The organism is Shewanella sp. BF02_Schw (assembly GCF_014596695.2).
Classification (GTDB): Bacteria; Pseudomonadota; Gammaproteobacteria; order Enterobacterales; family Shewanellaceae; genus Shewanella.
In genome coordinates, this window is sequence record NZ_JABKAW020000001.1 from 18418 (window position 1) to 34120 (window position 15703).

The 15703-nt window shown below is 50.5% G+C and carries 22 protein-coding genes; all 22 read left to right on the top strand.

Going from position 1 to position 15703, the window contains the following annotated elements:
* Window positions 1-6: 6 nt before the first annotated feature.
* The 22 genes from HNW13_RS00170 (at window position 7) to HNW13_RS00275 (ending at window position 15587) form a co-directional block, all read left to right on the top strand.
* Window positions 7-1935, top strand: a complete 1929-nt coding sequence (locus tag HNW13_RS00170) for a terminase gpA endonuclease subunit (RefSeq protein WP_192114307.1) — start codon at window positions 7-9, stop codon at window positions 1933-1935.
* Entirely contained in the window at window positions 1935-2453 is a 519-nt protein-coding gene (locus HNW13_RS00175) for a hypothetical protein (protein ID WP_192114277.1), read from the top strand. The genes HNW13_RS00170 and HNW13_RS00175 overlap by 1 nt, the downstream gene beginning before the upstream one ends.
* Entirely contained in the window at window positions 2450-3910 is a 1461-nt protein-coding gene (locus HNW13_RS00180; protein ID WP_192114278.1) for a phage portal protein, read from the top strand. Before HNW13_RS00175 ends, HNW13_RS00180 begins: the two co-directional genes overlap by 4 nt.
* A gap of 190 nt (window positions 3911-4100) precedes the next feature.
* On the top strand, window positions 4101-5741 hold the full coding sequence (locus HNW13_RS00185) for a phage major capsid protein (protein WP_243756191.1): 1641 nt from the start codon (window positions 4101-4103) through the stop codon (window positions 5739-5741).
* A 56-nt stretch (window positions 5742-5797) separates the two neighbouring features.
* Window positions 5798-6046 carry a hypothetical protein gene (locus HNW13_RS00190; protein ID WP_192114280.1) on the top strand — a complete coding sequence of 83 codons (249 nt, stop codon included), beginning with the start codon at window positions 5798-5800 and terminating at the stop codon, window positions 6044-6046.
* Entirely contained in the window at window positions 6043-6384 is a 342-nt protein-coding gene (locus HNW13_RS00195; protein ID WP_192114281.1) for a hypothetical protein, read from the top strand. Before HNW13_RS00190 ends, HNW13_RS00195 begins: the two co-directional genes overlap by 4 nt.
* Before the next feature lie 10 nt (window positions 6385-6394).
* Window positions 6395-6985 (top strand): phage tail protein, encoded by a 591-nt coding sequence (locus HNW13_RS00200; RefSeq protein ID WP_208062776.1) that lies wholly within the window; start codon window positions 6395-6397, stop codon window positions 6983-6985.
* Window positions 6982-7515, top strand: coding sequence for a hypothetical protein (locus HNW13_RS00205; protein ID WP_192114283.1), 534 nt, complete (start codon window positions 6982-6984; stop codon window positions 7513-7515). Before HNW13_RS00200 ends, HNW13_RS00205 begins: the two co-directional genes overlap by 4 nt.
* A complete protein-coding gene (locus HNW13_RS00210) occupies window positions 7499-8104 on the top strand; it encodes a phage baseplate assembly protein V (protein WP_192114284.1) in 606 nt (201 codons plus the stop codon). Before HNW13_RS00205 ends, HNW13_RS00210 begins: the two co-directional genes overlap by 17 nt.
* Complete coding sequence (locus tag HNW13_RS00215) at window positions 8101-8460, top strand: phage baseplate protein (protein WP_192114285.1); 360 nt, start codon at window positions 8101-8103, stop codon at window positions 8458-8460. The genes HNW13_RS00210 and HNW13_RS00215 overlap by 4 nt, the downstream gene beginning before the upstream one ends.
* Window positions 8432-9433 carry a baseplate J/gp47 family protein gene (locus tag HNW13_RS00220; RefSeq protein ID WP_192114286.1) on the top strand — a complete coding sequence of 334 codons (1002 nt, stop codon included), beginning with the start codon at window positions 8432-8434 and terminating at the stop codon, window positions 9431-9433. Before HNW13_RS00215 ends, HNW13_RS00220 begins: the two co-directional genes overlap by 29 nt.
* Window positions 9393-10157: a phage tail protein I gene (locus HNW13_RS00225; RefSeq protein WP_192114287.1), complete on the top strand. Its 765-nt coding sequence runs from the start codon at window positions 9393-9395 to the stop codon at window positions 10155-10157. The genes HNW13_RS00220 and HNW13_RS00225 overlap by 41 nt, the downstream gene beginning before the upstream one ends.
* 9 nt (window positions 10158-10166) lie before the next feature.
* Window positions 10167-10697, top strand: coding sequence for a phage tail protein (locus HNW13_RS00230; RefSeq protein ID WP_192114288.1), 531 nt, complete (start codon window positions 10167-10169; stop codon window positions 10695-10697).
* 222 nt (window positions 10698-10919) lie between these two features.
* Entirely contained in the window at window positions 10920-11072 is a 153-nt protein-coding gene (locus HNW13_RS00235; RefSeq protein ID WP_192114289.1) for a hypothetical protein, read from the top strand.
* On the top strand, window positions 11069-11374 hold the full coding sequence (locus HNW13_RS00240) for a hypothetical protein (protein WP_192114290.1): 306 nt from the start codon (window positions 11069-11071) through the stop codon (window positions 11372-11374). Before HNW13_RS00235 ends, HNW13_RS00240 begins: the two co-directional genes overlap by 4 nt.
* A gap of 3 nt (window positions 11375-11377) precedes the next feature.
* Window positions 11378-12031 carry a hypothetical protein gene (locus tag HNW13_RS00245; RefSeq protein ID WP_192114291.1) on the top strand — a complete coding sequence of 218 codons (654 nt, stop codon included), beginning with the start codon at window positions 11378-11380 and terminating at the stop codon, window positions 12029-12031.
* 11 nt (window positions 12032-12042) lie between these two features.
* Entirely contained in the window at window positions 12043-12753 is a 711-nt protein-coding gene (locus tag HNW13_RS00250; protein ID WP_192114292.1) for a hypothetical protein, read from the top strand.
* A gap of 9 nt (window positions 12754-12762) precedes the next feature.
* Window positions 12763-12987: a tail fiber assembly protein gene (locus HNW13_RS00255; RefSeq protein WP_192114293.1), complete on the top strand. Its 225-nt coding sequence runs from the start codon at window positions 12763-12765 to the stop codon at window positions 12985-12987.
* Window positions 12988-13061: 74 nt separating this feature from the next.
* A complete protein-coding gene (locus tag HNW13_RS00260) occupies window positions 13062-13274 on the top strand; it encodes a hypothetical protein (protein ID WP_192114294.1) in 213 nt (70 codons plus the stop codon).
* On the top strand, window positions 13274-14443 hold the full coding sequence (locus HNW13_RS00265; protein ID WP_192114295.1) for a phage tail protein: 1170 nt from the start codon (window positions 13274-13276) through the stop codon (window positions 14441-14443). Before HNW13_RS00260 ends, HNW13_RS00265 begins: the two co-directional genes overlap by 1 nt.
* Window positions 14443-14949 (top strand): phage major tail tube protein, encoded by a 507-nt coding sequence (locus HNW13_RS00270; RefSeq protein WP_192114296.1) that lies wholly within the window; start codon window positions 14443-14445, stop codon window positions 14947-14949. The genes HNW13_RS00265 and HNW13_RS00270 overlap by 1 nt, the downstream gene beginning before the upstream one ends.
* Window positions 14950-15020: 71 nt before the next feature.
* Complete coding sequence (locus HNW13_RS00275; protein ID WP_192114297.1) at window positions 15021-15587, top strand: phage tail assembly protein; 567 nt, start codon at window positions 15021-15023, stop codon at window positions 15585-15587.
* Window positions 15588-15703: the final 116 nt, after the last annotated feature.

A 15703-nucleotide genomic window follows, 5' to 3' on the forward strand; every position in this document is an offset into this window, starting at 1 on the left:
CGAGTTATGCCTTCGGGCTCACCGATACCAGGGCCATTTAATACCGCCTCGACCCCGTACATGATTCCAGTTTGCATTGCATTCGCTGACCCCAGTTACAACAAAATTACTTTTGTGATGGGCACCCAGATGGGTAAGTCTGCGACGATGCAAAACGTGATCGGTTGGAAACTTGACGATGAGCCAGCACCGATTATTTATGTCGGGCCTACAGAGTCCAACATTAACAACGTGGTTGAGCCAAAGATTGTTGAAATGTTCCAAGAGGCCAAGAGCCTGTGGGTTAAGTTCGACAAGAAAAGCTCTAAACATAAGAAACGTATAGCCGGTGTTTCACTGCGTTTTGCCTGGGCAGGTTCAGCCACTGAGCTTGCCTCCGATTCAGCAGTGATCACTTTGGTTGATGAGTTAGACAGACCAGACGAGAACGCCACCGGTGAGGGTGATTTGGCTGAAATAGCCGAGGCCCGTGGTGATGCTTATACAGATTCAAAGCTGGGACTTACCAGCACCCCAACTCATGGCATAGCCACATCTTCACCGCATCCATTAACTGGACTCATTCATTGGAACGTCTCCGATAAGGGCAAAGTATCAAGCCCTATTTGGCGCCAATGGGAGAAAGGCACTCGCCACGAGTGGGCGGTACCTTGTCCAGATTGTGATGAGTATTTCATGCCTCGTAGCGAGTTGTTGTGGTGGCCTGGCATGGGAACAGACAAAGAGTGCACACCATCTCAAGCAGTAAAAGAGGCACGACTGGCCTGCGCCCATTGCGGTTCTCTAATAGAGGACAGCCATCGTAAGGGGATGAACGAACGGGGTGTGGCCATTGCTCCAGGGCAATCTGTCAGAGCCCATGATGATGGCCATGTGATTATCACCCAAAGCGGTGAGGATCATGTGGTGCCGTTCCATGGGGTGCTAGGTACCTGTGATGGCAACAACCATTTCAGCATTTGGGTTAGTGGCTTGTGCAGTTTTTCAGCCAAGAAAAGCTATGGATTCCTAGCTAGAAAGCTATTGGAAGCCCATCAAAGTGGCAGCCCTAACAGCCTGCTAACTGTGTACAACACTGGTTTTGGTGAAATTTACGCCATAGCCGGTGAAGCACCAGAGTGGGAAGAGGTTTACGCCCTGCGTTCTTCATACGCTTCTGGCCAGATCCCCGAAGGCTTTGACAAGCTGATTTGCACTGTGGACGTGCAGAAAAATCGGCTTTACTACGTGCTACGTTCCTGGCGTGCTGGTATGTCTAGTCGCTTGATTGAGTGGGGTGAGGTTTGGGGCGACACGGACAAGCCCGAGGTTTGGAATGAGCTGTCTGAGTTTCTGGAACAGGAGTGGGATGGTCAGCAAATCCAACTAATGGGTGTCGATGCCGGTTTTAGAACCGACGAAGTGCTGGCGTTCGTGCGCCGTCACAAGGGACGCACCAGAGCTTTGATGGGTTTTGAACGTCTGCCAAAGCCGTTTCGCTTAGCGCGTCTTGATGTCGATAAGAAGGGTAAAACCCGTCTTCACGGTGACAAACGCTGGGACTTTGACACTACGCTAGCCAAAGCCTGGGTACATAACCGAGTGCGCTGGCCTAAGGGCAAGGACGGTGACTGGCTTATTCCCTCAGATATTACCGAGGAGTATTGCCGTCACATCGTTGCCGAAGAATTTAACGAAGAAACAGGCAAGTGGAATCAGATAGCCAAGCGAAACGATTACCTAGACTGTGAGGGGATGCAATACATGTGCGCCCGTATGCTAAGAATTGACCGCAAAAAGTCACCTGCTTCACCCGATGACACCGATGGCCAAGAGCATGAAGATGCCGAGCCAGATGAAGAAACCCCAATCAAAGCCACCCGAAAGTCAGCGAAACGTAAGCGGTCTAGCCGTAAACGTGCTGGGCGAGACGGTTTTGTCAGCCGGTACAGATAATGAATGAACCTAAGAAAATAAGTGCCGGCACATCTATTGGCTGGACATTTAGCCACGAGTTGGCAGATGGGCTGTGGCAGTTCAGTTATGCGCTGCGCGGCCCAGGTGTAATAGATATAGATGCAACTGCTGCAGATGGACTGGTGACAGTTACACAGCAGGCAGATGTCACTGCATCTTGGGTACCTGGGCTTTATGACTGGCGTCTGTACGCTAAAAAAGGCGCAGACAGGCAGTTGATAAGCTCTGGCCAGATGGAGATAGAGGCAGATTTTGCCAGTCTGGGTGCCGGTCATGACCCTCGCAGCCATGCCAAGCGCATGCTCGATGCGATTAATCAGGTGCTTGAGGGCCGTATTCTTTCAGATCATGAAAGTTACACAATTGACGACCGCCGACTTGATCGCATTCCTATCCTGGAACTGCACAAGCTGCGCCGGGTTTATATTCAAAAAGTCAGGAGCGAGAAGGGTAATGGCTTCCGCCTTAAGCGAGTATTAACGAGGTTGCCAGGATGACAGAAACCAAACAAGACACAGAGGGTCGCAAGACGCGCCGTGGTCAGCCTGGGAGTAAACGCTTCGCCCTGGCAAAGCAAGGGCTGACAGGCCCACGCTTAGGTGGCATGTCGCTGAGTATCAACGAGGAACTGCGCCGTGATTTAGCTGTGATAAAGGCTCAATCTCGACGCGCAGGAAACGATGATGGCTATATAGTCAAGTTTTTGTCTATGTGTGAAACCCACATAGTCGGGCCAGAAGGTTTCGCCTTTCAAAGTAAGGCCAAAGCCTTCGGTGGAAAGACGGAAGACAAGAAGGCTAACGAACTGATAGAAGAGCATTTTGCTGAGTGGGGCAAGAAAGGTGTTTGTGATGTTACGGGCCGTTACAGCTGGCAAGATATACAAACACTATTTATTCGCACAGTAGCAGAAGATGGTGAAGTCTTAGTGCGTTTTGTTGAAGGCTTTCCTAATAAATACGGTTTCGCGCTGCAGCTGCTGGATTCGGCCCACTTAGACATTAACTACAACCGAGAATTAAAGGATGGCCTCCGTATTCGCATGGGGGTGGAGTTGGATGAATGGGATCGTCCTGTTGCGTACCACATTCTCACTCAACACCCGGGAGACAGAGCTTATTTCTACGGTAACACCCGCTATGAGCGTATTCCGGCCAGTGAAATGTTACTGGCTTTTTTGCCTTTCAGAGTTGGGCAATGCCGTGGAGTCCCTTGGGCCCATGCCGCATTGTTGGAAATGCACCACTTGCAGGGCTACCGCGAGGCAGAGCTAACGGGTGCTCGTATTGCTGCATCTAAGATGCTGGCTTATGAGCCTGATTCAGATGTTGAACCCGAAGATGAAGATGATGAGCCCGATTTTGTTGAAGAAGTCGAGCCAGGTATGGCCGTGGTTGTGCCCTATGGTTTCACCTTAAAAGAGCTTAATTTCAATCAGTCCGGCAGTAACTTTGCGGCTTACATGAAAGAGGGCAAGCGCGGCGCTGCTAGCGGCATGGACGTGAGTTACAACACGCTAGGCAATGATGGCGAAGGCATTAGTTTCTCAAGCCTGCGCCAGTTCGTGCTCGAAGATCGTGATGGCTGGAAGAAGAAGCAGCGATGGATGCGTCAAGAGCTGTGTGATGTGGTGAAGTCTAAGTGGCTGCTGATGACGCTAGTCAGCAATGCTATCCCAGGCTTGCGCTTCAAGGAACTTGAGCGGCTGGATAAGCACAGATTTCAGGGCCGTCGATGGGACTGGGTTGATCCGCTTAAAGATGAAAAAGCCAATACCGAAGCCATTAACAACATGACCAAATCCCCACTGCAGATTATTAGAGAGCGTGGCGAAGACCCAGAGACTGTTATCAATGAGCTGCTTAAGTTTGAAGAAATGGTGGCAGAGGTACGTAAGAAACGAACCTTAGCCACACAACAACAAGGGAATCAAAATGGCAAAGAAGAAGAGTAAGACTCTGAAGATTGGCCGTCAGTTTCGAACCCTGTCTTTTGTTCGTGAATCCGTTGATGACGATGCCAGAACCGTTGAGCTGAGCTTTTCCAGTGAAGAGCCTGTTGAGCGTTGGTTTGGTATGGAAATTCTCGGGCATGGGCCTGGTGAATGTGACCTGTCCAGACTGAACAACAGCGGAGCATTCCTAATGGATCACAACACTAGGGATCACAGGGGGGCAATTGAAAGCGCACTGATTGAGCAGAATAAGGGTCGGGCCACTATCCGTCTTTCCAAAAGTGAACGTGGGGAAGAGTTGTGGAGTGATATGCGTGACGGTATCCGTCCGCACGTCAGCGTTGGCTATCGTATTCTGGAAATTGTTCACGTTAAACGTGATGAATCTGGGATGGATTGGTACCGGGCTACTAAGTGGCAGCCCTATGAAATTTCATCTGTCTCTGTGCCTGCCGACACATCTGTGGGGTTGGGTCGTAGTGATGAAAGTGAAGATGTAACCGATTTTAACATTGAAATGAGAGAGTTAAATATGGACGAAGATGAAGTTTTAGAGCTTGAAGAAGAGCAAACTCGTGATAAGAAGCCAGTAGCTAAGCCTCGCGCTAAAGCTCCGGCTGTGCCAGTGGATGAGAATGCCATTCGCCAGAAAGAAACTGAGCGTTGTCAGGAAATCATGGCAATGGGTCAGCAGTTTGGCCTTGGCCGTGAGGCTGACGAGGCGGTTAAGTCTCAACACAGCGTAGACCAGTTCCGCCAGCTTGTTCTTAAGGCTGTTCGTGAGAAAAAAGCCAAGCCTGCTGGCACAGAAATGAACCTGGGCTTATCTGATAAAGATGTACGCCGTTACAGCTTGATTAATGCTGTTCGCGCCAGTATTACCGGTAACTGGAAAGGTGCAGGTCTTGAGCGTGAAGTCTCAGTGGCCCTGGCTGATAAAATGGGCAAGGACGCTCGCGGCTTCTACGTTAACTATGAAGTGCTGTCACAATTGGGCCGAGCCGCTCAGTCTACCGGTGCCGGCATGGGTGGTGAATTGGTTGCAACTGACCTATGGAGTAGCCAGTTCATTGACTTGTTGCGTCCTAACTCGATAGCAGCCGGTTTGGGGGTGCGTTTTGCCACTGGCCTTGTTGGTAACGTCGATATTCCCAAGATGACCAGCGGTTCGTCTTTCTACTGGATTGACGAAGATGAAGACGGTACCGAGTCAAATGTGGGACTGGGTATCATTAAAATGTCTCCCAAGACCATCGCCGGCGCTGTCCCTATTACTCGCCGCTTGATGCAGCAATCCACCCCAGACATTGACTTGCTAGTGCGTGATGAAATGTTGCGCGGTATCGGTCTGGGTATTGATAAGGCTGTATTCCTTGGAACTGGACTCAATAACCAGCCACTGGGTATCAAAAACCAGACGGGTGTGCATGCTATTCCAATTCCAGCAGGTGGCTGGGATTGGAAGACCATAGTGGCGTTTGAAACCGCCGTGGCCGAGTCCAATGCTTTGGCGGCTAACATGGCCTACGCTATGCGTCCATCATTGCGTGGCACACTGAAAACTACAGAAAAAGCAGCAGGCACGGCTAAGTACCTGTGGGATGGCGATCAGGTTAACGGTTATCCAGGCGTGGTATCTACACAGCTTGAAACCGATGCGATGCTGCATGGTGACTTTAGCCAGGCACTGGTCGGTATGTGGGGCGCTTTGGACTTGACGGTTGATAAGTCCACCAAGGCCGCCAGTGGCGGTACTGTGCTGCGCGTGTTCCAAGATGCAGATGTTGCTGTTCGTCATGGTGCCGCTTTTGCTTATGGCAAGAAAGTGTAACCAACCCTAAGTTAATGGCGCCCATGTGGCGCCTTTTTTATATCTGGAGTTAAGCCATGAAAGTTCAAATTTTATCGGGCGTTATGATCCGTGGTACCGCCGTGTTTCCAAAAACGGGCGAAGGCAAGAATGCCGTTGATTCTATTGTTGACGTCACTAAGGCAGAAGCCCGTGATCTCGTTCAAGCAGGTCAAGCAAAAGTAGCGGCTAAGGGCGCTAAAAATAACATCGAAATCAAAGAGCCAGAAGCAGAAGCCGATGAGCTAGATAAGTTCTTTGGTGAAGATGACGAGCCAGAAGAGTGATAGGCGCTGGTGACTTTGGGGTTTTCTTCAACCCCAAGGACTTTGGAACGCCTGCTACTTTACATCTTTCAGTGGGTGATAAGCAGGTCACTGGGATATTCAATAACCCACAGCAGACGGCCAAACTTAAAGGTGGTGGTTTTGTTGATGGTGATAAAGCCTCGTTATTGCTTCCAGATAATGATGCTGCAGGGCTTAATGTTCGGGATAGAGTGACAGTGGCTGGCAGCCAATGGCAGCTGGTGCGGCCACCTGTTCCTGAGGGCTCTGGTCTTACCCGTGTCTATCTGGGAGTTAAAGATGCAAAGCAATCAACAAAGCCTGCTATTCGATATTGACCCCGGAGAATTGGAGTCCGTCCAGCTAATGCTGGGCGGCACCGAGAAAGAGATGCTGGCAGCGTATAACCGTGCCATAGCCAGAACCTCAGTTACCATGAAATCTCAAGGCGCCAAGCTAATGCGAGAAGGCATGGACGCCAAGAGCCTAAAAGAAGTTCGCCGGCGTATGCAAGCCCATAAAAATGCTTTTAAGTTGGGTCAAACTGGCGCCAAGTTGGATGAACTCAAGCTGTGGTTTGGTCTGAATGATATGTCTATTGGCCGTTTAAAGGGTCGCATGTCCAGATTAGGCAGTAAGCGTTCCCCAGAAGGCGCGGCATTTACTTCCAAGAAGTTAGGCAAACAGGAATATGAAGATGGCTTTGTTGGCCGTGTACGCAACAAGCGTTCTATTTTCGCCCGTAAAGGTGCTGCAAGATTCCCCATAAAAGAGAAGAAAGTGGCGGTCGCTGACCCGCTGCACGTAAAACTTGAAGATGAGATTTTTGCCTCTTTACCGGAAGTGTTCATGCAGCATTTCACCACAGACATGAAGGGCCGAGTAGCGGGCCGTGATTCGATAGCTGGCCGCCAACGACAATGGAACAAATTCAAATGAGTAAAGGCATTCACTTAACCGATTATCACGAGGCAGTGCGCCTTTGGCTCAAATCTCATGTGCCTTGGCTCAAGAGCGTCGAGTATTACCCAGAGATAACAGAGACATTAGACACGCCCTGTGCCTTTATTTCAGTAATGGGGTGGGAGCCAGTGCCTAATCAGCCAGGCAACGGTCAACTTGCCGTAAACATGCATTGCGAAGTATTGGTTGCGATAGGGGTAAAAGAGATAACTCACCAGCTAGATGCCCGTAATGCCGCGATGTTTTTAAGCGTGGTACTGCAGGACAATGATTTTGGCCTCAAGGCTATGCCGGCGAAAGTTGTTAGCGCCGACCCGGATGCATTAGATCCAGAGCTGGACGACTATGCGGTTTGGTCAATTAAATACGTGCAGAACGTGACAATCGGCCTACCGACATTAGAGCCAGATGAAGAGCGCGGCATTCGCCTAGCAGTCAATCCAGAAAACATGGATGACAAGAACGAGTATCAGCCACTGGGTGACTTTGATGAGACAAATAATTGAACTCCTAGTGCGTGAAATGCTGGGGCCATACTTAGACAAAATTGAAGAGCTGAGCACCGAGGTAGAAGAACTGCGCCGGCGCCAGCAGCTTATGATCCGTTTGGGTCGCGTCAGTGCCGTTCATGAAAACAATCAACTCGTGAAGGTGGCCCATGGCGACCTTATCACCCCGTTTATAAAGTGGTTTGCTCAATCTGCTGGCAGGGTTTCTCACTACCGCTGTCCGACCGAAGGTGAGCAGGCAATTATTTTGAACTTTGGCGGCGGCAATACCGGCGCCCAGAGCATTGCTTTAGTGGGCATAGATTCCACTCAGTTTCCTTTCCCCGTAAATAACCCTGCCCAAGTGGTTACGTCCTACGGTGATAAGTGCGCAGAAATCTGGGATATGGATGCAGGCACCCTGACATTAAGAGCGAGTGAGAAGATAACCCTAGACACCAAGATGGTACATGCCACCAAGGACGTCCATGCCGATGGGGAGGTCAGTGACCACACCAGGACAATGCAGTCAGACAGAGATATTTACAACAGTCATTTACATCGAGTTGGCAACCCTAAAACGGAAGCCCCGGAGCAGCAGCAATGATAGGAATCGACCGTAACACAGGCCGCAAGATTACAGGCTTTGAGCAGTTGATGAGCCGCATCATCCAGGTGATGACCACGCCGCTGGTAGGTCGTGCTAAACGGCCAAAATTTGGCAGTCGAGTGCGTGAAACCTTGGCTGACAATATGTCAGACAGCATGCTGGTTCGCGCCCAGGGCTTTGCCATCGAGGCTTTTTATAACCCGGCTAACGGCCTGCAGGATTTTATCCCGAGCAGCTGCGTGGCCAAACGCGGTGCCACTGGTTTGAGCCTATACTTTGAAGGCATGTGGCATGGGCGTCCTGTTAAATTTGAGGTGCCACTGGATGTTTCCACATCAAAACCCATTACCTAAATCGGATGTGATCACCACGCCGACTTTTGAAACCTTGCTGGCCAATGTCAAAGAGGCCGTGCTGAATTACTTGGAGCAACACGCGCCGGGAGATGCCGCCGCCGTGCGCGAAACATTCGCCAACGAGGCCGAGCTGATGACCAAGTTCACCGAGGCATTCACGGTTATCCTACAGAGCCATTTTCGGCAGATGAATGCCCAGGCGCAGCAGATGTTCGGCATGTATGCCACAGACAATGACATGGTTGAATTGATAGCCAGTCAACTGGGCGTAAAACGCCTGGTATTGTCACCAGGTGATCCTAATGCTTATCCGCCAGTGCCGCCAGTGAAGGAAAATAATGATGCATTGCTAACTCGTTATTATTTGGCCGCCTATGCATTGGCCACAACGGGTACGCGCTCAGGTTATCGTTTCCACGCTATGACGCTGGGAGGCAGGCCCACGGTAAAAGTTGAGAGTCCAGAGCCTAATAAGGTGGTGGTGACCTATGATTTTTCAGATCATGAAGACGCCGGCAAAACCAAAGACGCTCAGGCAAGGCAAGTCACCCCCGGTGTAGTGGACTGTTACATTTTGGCCCATGCCGGCAACGGCATACCAGGACCTGCCCTCGTTGCTGCAACCCAGAGCTATTTGGGTCGTGATGACATAGCCCAGGAAACGGATCTTATCACAGTAAAAACGCCAAGCATTCAGACTTGGGCCTGTGCTGCTCAGCTTTATGTTCGTCCTGGTCCAGATGCTGCCATGGTGAAAACCGCAGCCGAAAAGGCGGTGCAGGAATACGCCGCCAGCCAGCACAGATTGGGAGGTAGCATAGAGCCCTCGATGATTTACAGCGTATTGCTTAAATCAACAGGGGCTCATCGAGCCGATTTAACAGAACCCGCGCAGCCAGTTCGTTGCGCTCACAGTGAGGCGCCATATCTTGAGTCAATCAACATTACCGTCAGCACTGAAAACCTATAGCGTCCTGCCGGATAACCGTAGCGCCCTAGAGCGTGGATTAGAGCTGGGATTGAGTGAGCAGCTTTACACTGTTCCCCAGCCATACCCTCAGTTGCTCGACGCAAGATATACCCAGCAAAACATGCTGCCGTATCTCGCATCAGAGCGGCAACTGCCGGTGTGGGATTCGGCAGACCCAGAACACATTAAGCGCAACCTTACAGGGAATGCGTGGCAGGTACGCCGGCTGAGTGGTACTCGCGCCGGTTTGAAGATGGCGCTTGAATCACTGGACTTTCAGAGTGAAGTCACACCTTGGTATAAACAGGTGCCGCAAGCCGCCCCGTACAATTTGGAAGTTATTGCTTGGGAGAAGGGCAACAAGCCGGTCAATGTTGCCAATGTTCATAAGCTGCTGGCTTATATAGAAGACAGCAAGTCAGAGCGGGATGTGATCGAGCTGTCTCTGATGTTCGGGGTAGAGACTGAGCTTGGCCTAGCCGGCGCTAGAGCCCCAGCCACTAATGTCAAAGATACCCATGGCGCCGCCAGTCTTTGGCCCATGCCTAACGCCAGTGTGTCACTGGCAATAGCCGGTAGCACAATGCCTGGCATCAATATTCAGCCGCTTAATTTGTTGGCCATCACGCCTGTCGTGAGCTGTTACGCCCAGATGGGCGTTACAGCCGTAGCCGGCAACTACAGCATTACAGTATCGCGCGTTAACGCGAGCGCAGTTATATAAGGTAATCAGATGACCGACCAACTTAAATTAGTGATCACCCGTAAGGGACTGGACGAATGTATCAATGCCAAGTCCAAAGGGATTAAAGCCGAACTCAAATGGGTGTCGGCAGGTGACAGGGCTTACACCCCCAATCCAGAGCAGACCACGCTGCAGAATGAAATCCAGCGAGTAGAGTTTGGCGAGTACAAAGACGGTGAAGGCCCTATGCTTCAAGCTGTTGCTAAGTTCAGCGGCCCTCAAGAGTACCCGATTAAAGAGCTAGGGTTCTGGTTAGAGTCGGGCACTCTGTTCGGGGTTATATCTGCCCCAAACACTACGCTTAACTACAAGCCAAAAGATGGCCACTGCATTCAGCCTATTACGCTGAATTTAAGTGCCTTACCCAGTAATACAGTGACTGTCATTGTCGGTACCGAAAACCTCAACATTTTAATTGATGAAGAATTTATCAAAATGGCAACAGCTCAGGTCGACACTATGCATCGTCAAATCTTGCAGGAGTTTCGCCTGCTGGACTTGGAAAAGAAGCATGCATAAGGGGTCACTATGGATGAGCAAGAGCTGCCGCTAGTTAGCGGCACTACGTTTGACTTCGAACTGACTTGGGAAACCGAGACAGAAGCTGGCCCTATGAAACCCGTGGATATTACCGGCTGCAGTATAGACCTGCAGGTGCGCGGTTCTTCCAGCAACGCCTTGCTAGTTAGTTGTACCAGCTTGGCTGGTGACATAACGGTCACCGACCCCACTAAGGGCAAGATGGCCATACATATTAGCCCAGGGAAAACCACGGGTCAGCAGGCCGATGCTTGGCAGGACGCCCGTTGGGAGGTGCGAGTCACTTTCCCCAGTGGTGATGCCTATAGCTTAGTTCGCGGCTGGGCAAGATTGACTGTGGGAGCCGTGCAATGAACAACCTCAACCGCATCACTCTGCGCCATACCGTTCGCCAAGTCGTGCGTATGGATGTTGGCGGTAACCAGGTCACTATACGCCAGTCCACTAGGCCCCTTATTAATGTTGTGTCTATTGGCGTTCAAGGCCCAGTTGGTACAGTGGCTCAAAGCGTTCTGACTATGGCGCAACAAGCGCAACAGGCTGCCACTTTAGCAAGTGAAAAGGCCGAGCAGGTTAGCCAGGAACAGCTGGGCATGGTGAGCGGTATGAGCCTGGCATTGGATCATTATATTGGCGCCATAGGCGCTCAGGAGTAACCCATGGCAGAACCTCAAACGCCGATAGACATAATGCTGAGCAAGCTGAGCCAGCTGCTTGGCACTATCGACGGCAAGCTGCGCAACAAGCTCAACAAATCCGGCGGCACCATTGATTATTTAACGGTAACCAATCGCCTCACGGCCACCGCAGACCATGCTCATGCACTCAAAGTCGCAAGACTGATAAGCCTGAATGGTGATGCAACTGGGCAAGTGAGTTTTGATGGCAGTGGTGATGCAGCTATCACAGTCAACATAGCCGAGCTGGCCAACAAGGCCGACAAGGCGGTGACCTACAGTAAAGATGAAGTTAACCAGCTTATCCAGAATCTCATCGGCCTAGCGCCAGCAGAGCTGGATACTATCTACGAGCTGGCTGCAGCATTCAAGGGCAACCAGGACAGCATAGGCTCGCTTTTCACTGTCTTGGCCGCGAAGGCTAACAGTGCTGATGTTTATGACAAGGTGACAGCAGATGCTCGTTATTTACTCAAAGGCACTAAAGCGGCGGATTCGACGCTGTTCGATGGTAAAGCGGCAGTTTTTTATGCAACACAAATAGGGCTGAACAGTACAAATCAGGAACTCAGTAGCCTGATAACCCAATTAACCGCCGCTTTTGATAACGGCACCACTTTAATTAACAGCGTATAAAAGGAGTACCTATGAGTACGCAAGAGATAGCGGCACTAATCACATCGGTTAACACCATGACAGCGACAGTGGCCGGAAAGATGGGACAGATTGACCAAAAAACCGCAGAAAATACAGCTAAAGTAGATTCTGAATTAGCCAAAGTTCTGACAAAGTTACCGCGTATTATTATTACCAGAAATCAAGTATTAGATATAGATCCTAGCACTGGGTTGCCTTTTGGGATGTCTGTTAATGCTTCAGTTACAGTTACGGAACATCTAACCATCATACAAAATAATGTAAGGCCTGCGGAACAGCTTTTGGTGTTACAGCAAATGGAAGAAGATATAGGGGCCAACTTAGGAAAAACAGCGTACTATCGCCGTCCTTTTAAAATAATGAAAGTATCTTGGGTTAACAATCCTGGCTGGCTGCTTTTTCCACAGGCTGCCGATGATCCATCCTCAGTATCAATCCCGGTAAACACGTTTATTACGCTGGGGGCTTTTGTCAAAGTGTTGTCAGGTGGTGCTACTGGCTCTTGGGCACAAGGCAGCGAATTAGGGACATGGGTGTTTTGCAATCAAAAGTTAAGCCCGGCAGGTTTTGGAGCTTATGCAAACCTTCATCCCATCCCTTTGTCAGCATCAGGTGAAATGTTAATCGCACTTCCCGCGGCAATTACAGGTCACATTGATAGAGCCGAAGAATGGTTCGCAAACGTTAATTTAGTAGGGTAAGGAGCCAACATGAACCAACCTGTTTTTATCGACGGATTGCACCCTGTTATTAAGTGGTCAGAAATTCGTAAATATCGAGATTTTCTGATTACTCAAACTGACTGGACACAAATTCCAGACACGCCGCTTGATAATGAAATGAAAGCTAAGTATTTAGCTTACCGCCAAGCCCTGCGCGATTTACCGCAATCGACGGATAACCCGGACGACATTGTCTGGCCTGTCAAACCATAACTAACCGCTTAAAGGCGGTTTTTTTATATCCCTAACCCGGCCATGTTGCCGGGTTATTTATTTTTGGAGGCCCTATGGCTACCCCGAAAACTCCGGTGAACCCGCGCATGAAATACCAAGTGCTGGCCGCCTTCGCGTGTCCGAACAAGAAGCATTGGCACCAAGCCGGTGAAGAGCTTGAGTTGCTGCCCTGTGAGGCAGATTTTTTATTATTGTCAGGCAAGATTAGTGTCAGTCCAAGCACTGCCACAGCTAAGGCTGATAAACCCACCAAAGGAGATAACTAATGCCTGAGATTGCATCGTTTACGCATAACGGGATCAGCATAGAGCGCCAAGCTGCGCCGCCACCTATGGGTCCACTGGGCAGTATTGTCCTTGGTCTGGTAGGTACTGCGCCAGATGCAGATCCCTTATTGCCTAAAAACAGCCCCGTACGTGTGGCTAATATGGGTGATGCGGCAAAGCTTGATTTAGCCGGCACAGAGCGCGGCACATTATGGCGTTCTTGCTATGAGATTTTCCGCTTGGTATCAGTGCCTATCTATGTGGTTATTGTTGAAGAAGGGGCCGATGCTGCCGCTACAACCAACAATGTACTAGGCACCGTCGATGGTGCCACGGGTCAGCGTACCGGCATTCAGGCATTGCCCGATTGCCAAGAGATCCCTACTCATATTTCTGCACCAGGTTTCAACACTAAGCCTATTGCAGATGCGCTTGCTGCTATGGGTAAGCGTCTGTTTGCTATTCCAGTAGGTGACGGCCCCAACACCAATGACCAGGCTGCTGTGACCTATTCACAGAGCTTGGGCGGCGCCGATACCGGCTATGAGTCTTTCTATCTGGTCGATCCTCAAGTTGCGGTATACAGCCAGGCGGCCAAGGGCAATGTTTACTTCTCTGCTGCAGCAGTGGCTTTGTCTTGCTTCGCCCGAGTGAGAGCTTGGGAGAGCCCTGCCAAGGGCGGCATGGGCGCCTTGATCCAAGGTACTGCTCGCACCATTGATTACAACATCATGGACAAATCAACAAATGGTGATTTGTTGAATAAGAACGGCGTGTCCTATTTTGCCAGAACCTCAATGGGCGGCTTCTCGCTTATTGGCAACCGCTGTGTCATGGGCCGTTTCGTGTCTCAGGTGGGGCTTGAGTACGCCATAGTGCGCAAGTTGGCTAAGACGGCACAACGTGCCATGGGCCGTAATCTCAGCAAGAGCTTCATGGAGCAAGAGATCACTAAGCTGAACTATTGGCTTAAGACGCTGCAAGCCGATGAAACTGTGATGGGTGCTCAGGTGTACTTACACCCCACACTTAACACGGTAGACAACTACCGCAATGGCGAGTGGCATATTGCCATCAAGTACCATGGTTTCGCCCCGAACGAGCACATGGTGTATCACTTAATTGAGGATGTCGGCATTGTCGAAACATTCCTAGAAGGAGTCCTGTAATGTCTGGACAACGCTCACGCATTACCCGTGCAGGGATGATTAACGGTCAGCCGCTAGTCAAAGAACTGGAAGAGTTCACCGCGCCAGAAATCAAGAAGACCATGCAGGATACTCGGGGCGGCTCTTTTATCCCTGGGCAAATCATGGTGGGTCTTGAAAAGATGACCAGCAAGTTCAAGGTCAAGGGCGCTAACCAGGAGCTGTTGTCGGCGTTTGGTTTGGCAGCCGGCGAAGTTTGCCAAGTGGATGTGAAGGAATCGCACCAGGACGAAGATGGCAACAAGTTTGCCATCGTCTACAGCCTGACCGGCGAAGTTATTTCTGTCACCGAATCTGCCAGCAAGATGGGCGAACTGCCTGACGCTGAGTTGGAGATGGCCGTCAGTGCATACAAGAAGACCGAAAGCGGCAAGATCATCTATGAAATTGACCGTAACGCCCAGATTTTGAATCTGGGTAAAGGCGATCTCATGGTAGAGCACCGCCGCAATATTGGCATGGCATAACCCTTAGTTGCGCCGCTACGCACAGGCCCCTCCGTTTTGGAGTGGGCCTTTTTTTATTTGGGAGTAAGACAATGTTTGAACCGAAATCACATGACCTGGTATGGCCGATTGAAGACGACAAGAAGCAGGCGCTTAACTCAGTGCCTGTCAAGCTGCTGACCATGGGCCAGCACAGAGAAATGAGCAAGGCCCATAAGGGCAAAGAAACAGATCTGTTACGCGCCTGCATCTGTGCCAGTACCGGTCTGACCTTGAGCGAAGTTAAGCGCCTGGTTACGCCAGATTACACCAGTCTGCAGGAGCAAGTTCTGGATCTTATGCATATTAGTGCCGCCCAGCTTATTGAAGGGTTCGATACCTCTGCTGAGCCTGTGCTGCTTACTCCGTTCCAAGGTGATGATGGCCAAGACAAAACCAGTTACACGCTGCGTCCTCCAACGGTGGCCACAACCGACTTGATGGACACTCACAAAGACGAGTGGGATCGCACCCTATTTATTAGCTCCAGTTGCTCAGGTTTTAGCCGTGAAGAATTGGAGCGATTTAGCCTGCCAGATTGGAACTTGCTGCAAGAGCGTTTGATTGATTTTTTGGAAAAATCGGCGGACTTCTTTCGCCAAAAGACGTTGAAGTCTTAACCGATGTTATCCCCTTGGTTTACCACGTATCCCCTGGGGAGGTTTTGAGTTGGCGCATAGATGAAGCCATGCGCCGTTATCACCTCGCTGCAGCAAAACTAGGGATCAAGAAGGGG

What these genes read in the sequence shown, in the direction of transcription:
- HNW13_RS00170 (WP_192114307.1), top strand. Translation starts at nt 7, where the DNA reads ATGCCTTCGGGCTCACCGATACCAGGGCCATTTAATACCGCCTCGACC.
- HNW13_RS00175 (WP_192114277.1), top strand. Translation starts at nt 1,935, where the DNA reads ATGAATGAACCTAAGAAAATAAGTGCCGGCACATCTATTGGCTGGACA.
- HNW13_RS00180 (WP_192114278.1), top strand. Translation starts at nt 2,450, where the DNA reads ATGACAGAAACCAAACAAGACACAGAGGGTCGCAAGACGCGCCGTGGT.
- HNW13_RS00185 (WP_243756191.1), top strand. Translation starts at nt 4,101, where the DNA reads ATGGATCACAACACTAGGGATCACAGGGGGGCAATTGAAAGCGCACTG.
- HNW13_RS00190 (WP_192114280.1), top strand. Translation starts at nt 5,798, where the DNA reads ATGAAAGTTCAAATTTTATCGGGCGTTATGATCCGTGGTACCGCCGTG.
- HNW13_RS00205 (WP_192114283.1), top strand. Translation starts at nt 6,982, where the DNA reads ATGAGTAAAGGCATTCACTTAACCGATTATCACGAGGCAGTGCGCCTT.
- HNW13_RS00210 (WP_192114284.1), top strand. Translation starts at nt 7,499, where the DNA reads ATGAGACAAATAATTGAACTCCTAGTGCGTGAAATGCTGGGGCCATAC.
- HNW13_RS00215 (WP_192114285.1), top strand. Translation starts at nt 8,101, where the DNA reads ATGATAGGAATCGACCGTAACACAGGCCGCAAGATTACAGGCTTTGAG.
- HNW13_RS00220 (WP_192114286.1), top strand. Translation starts at nt 8,432, where the DNA reads ATGTTTCCACATCAAAACCCATTACCTAAATCGGATGTGATCACCACG.
- HNW13_RS00230 (WP_192114288.1), top strand. Translation starts at nt 10,167, where the DNA reads ATGACCGACCAACTTAAATTAGTGATCACCCGTAAGGGACTGGACGAA.
- HNW13_RS00235 (WP_192114289.1), top strand. Translation starts at nt 10,920, where the DNA reads ATGGCCATACATATTAGCCCAGGGAAAACCACGGGTCAGCAGGCCGAT.
- HNW13_RS00240 (WP_192114290.1), top strand. Translation starts at nt 11,069, where the DNA reads ATGAACAACCTCAACCGCATCACTCTGCGCCATACCGTTCGCCAAGTC.
- HNW13_RS00245 (WP_192114291.1), top strand. Translation starts at nt 11,378, where the DNA reads ATGGCAGAACCTCAAACGCCGATAGACATAATGCTGAGCAAGCTGAGC.
- HNW13_RS00250 (WP_192114292.1), top strand. Translation starts at nt 12,043, where the DNA reads ATGAGTACGCAAGAGATAGCGGCACTAATCACATCGGTTAACACCATG.
- HNW13_RS00255 (WP_192114293.1), top strand. Translation starts at nt 12,763, where the DNA reads ATGAACCAACCTGTTTTTATCGACGGATTGCACCCTGTTATTAAGTGG.
- HNW13_RS00260 (WP_192114294.1), top strand. Translation starts at nt 13,062, where the DNA reads ATGGCTACCCCGAAAACTCCGGTGAACCCGCGCATGAAATACCAAGTG.
- HNW13_RS00265 (WP_192114295.1), top strand. Translation starts at nt 13,274, where the DNA reads ATGCCTGAGATTGCATCGTTTACGCATAACGGGATCAGCATAGAGCGC.
- HNW13_RS00270 (WP_192114296.1), top strand. Translation starts at nt 14,443, where the DNA reads ATGTCTGGACAACGCTCACGCATTACCCGTGCAGGGATGATTAACGGT.
- HNW13_RS00275 (WP_192114297.1), top strand. Translation starts at nt 15,021, where the DNA reads ATGTTTGAACCGAAATCACATGACCTGGTATGGCCGATTGAAGACGAC.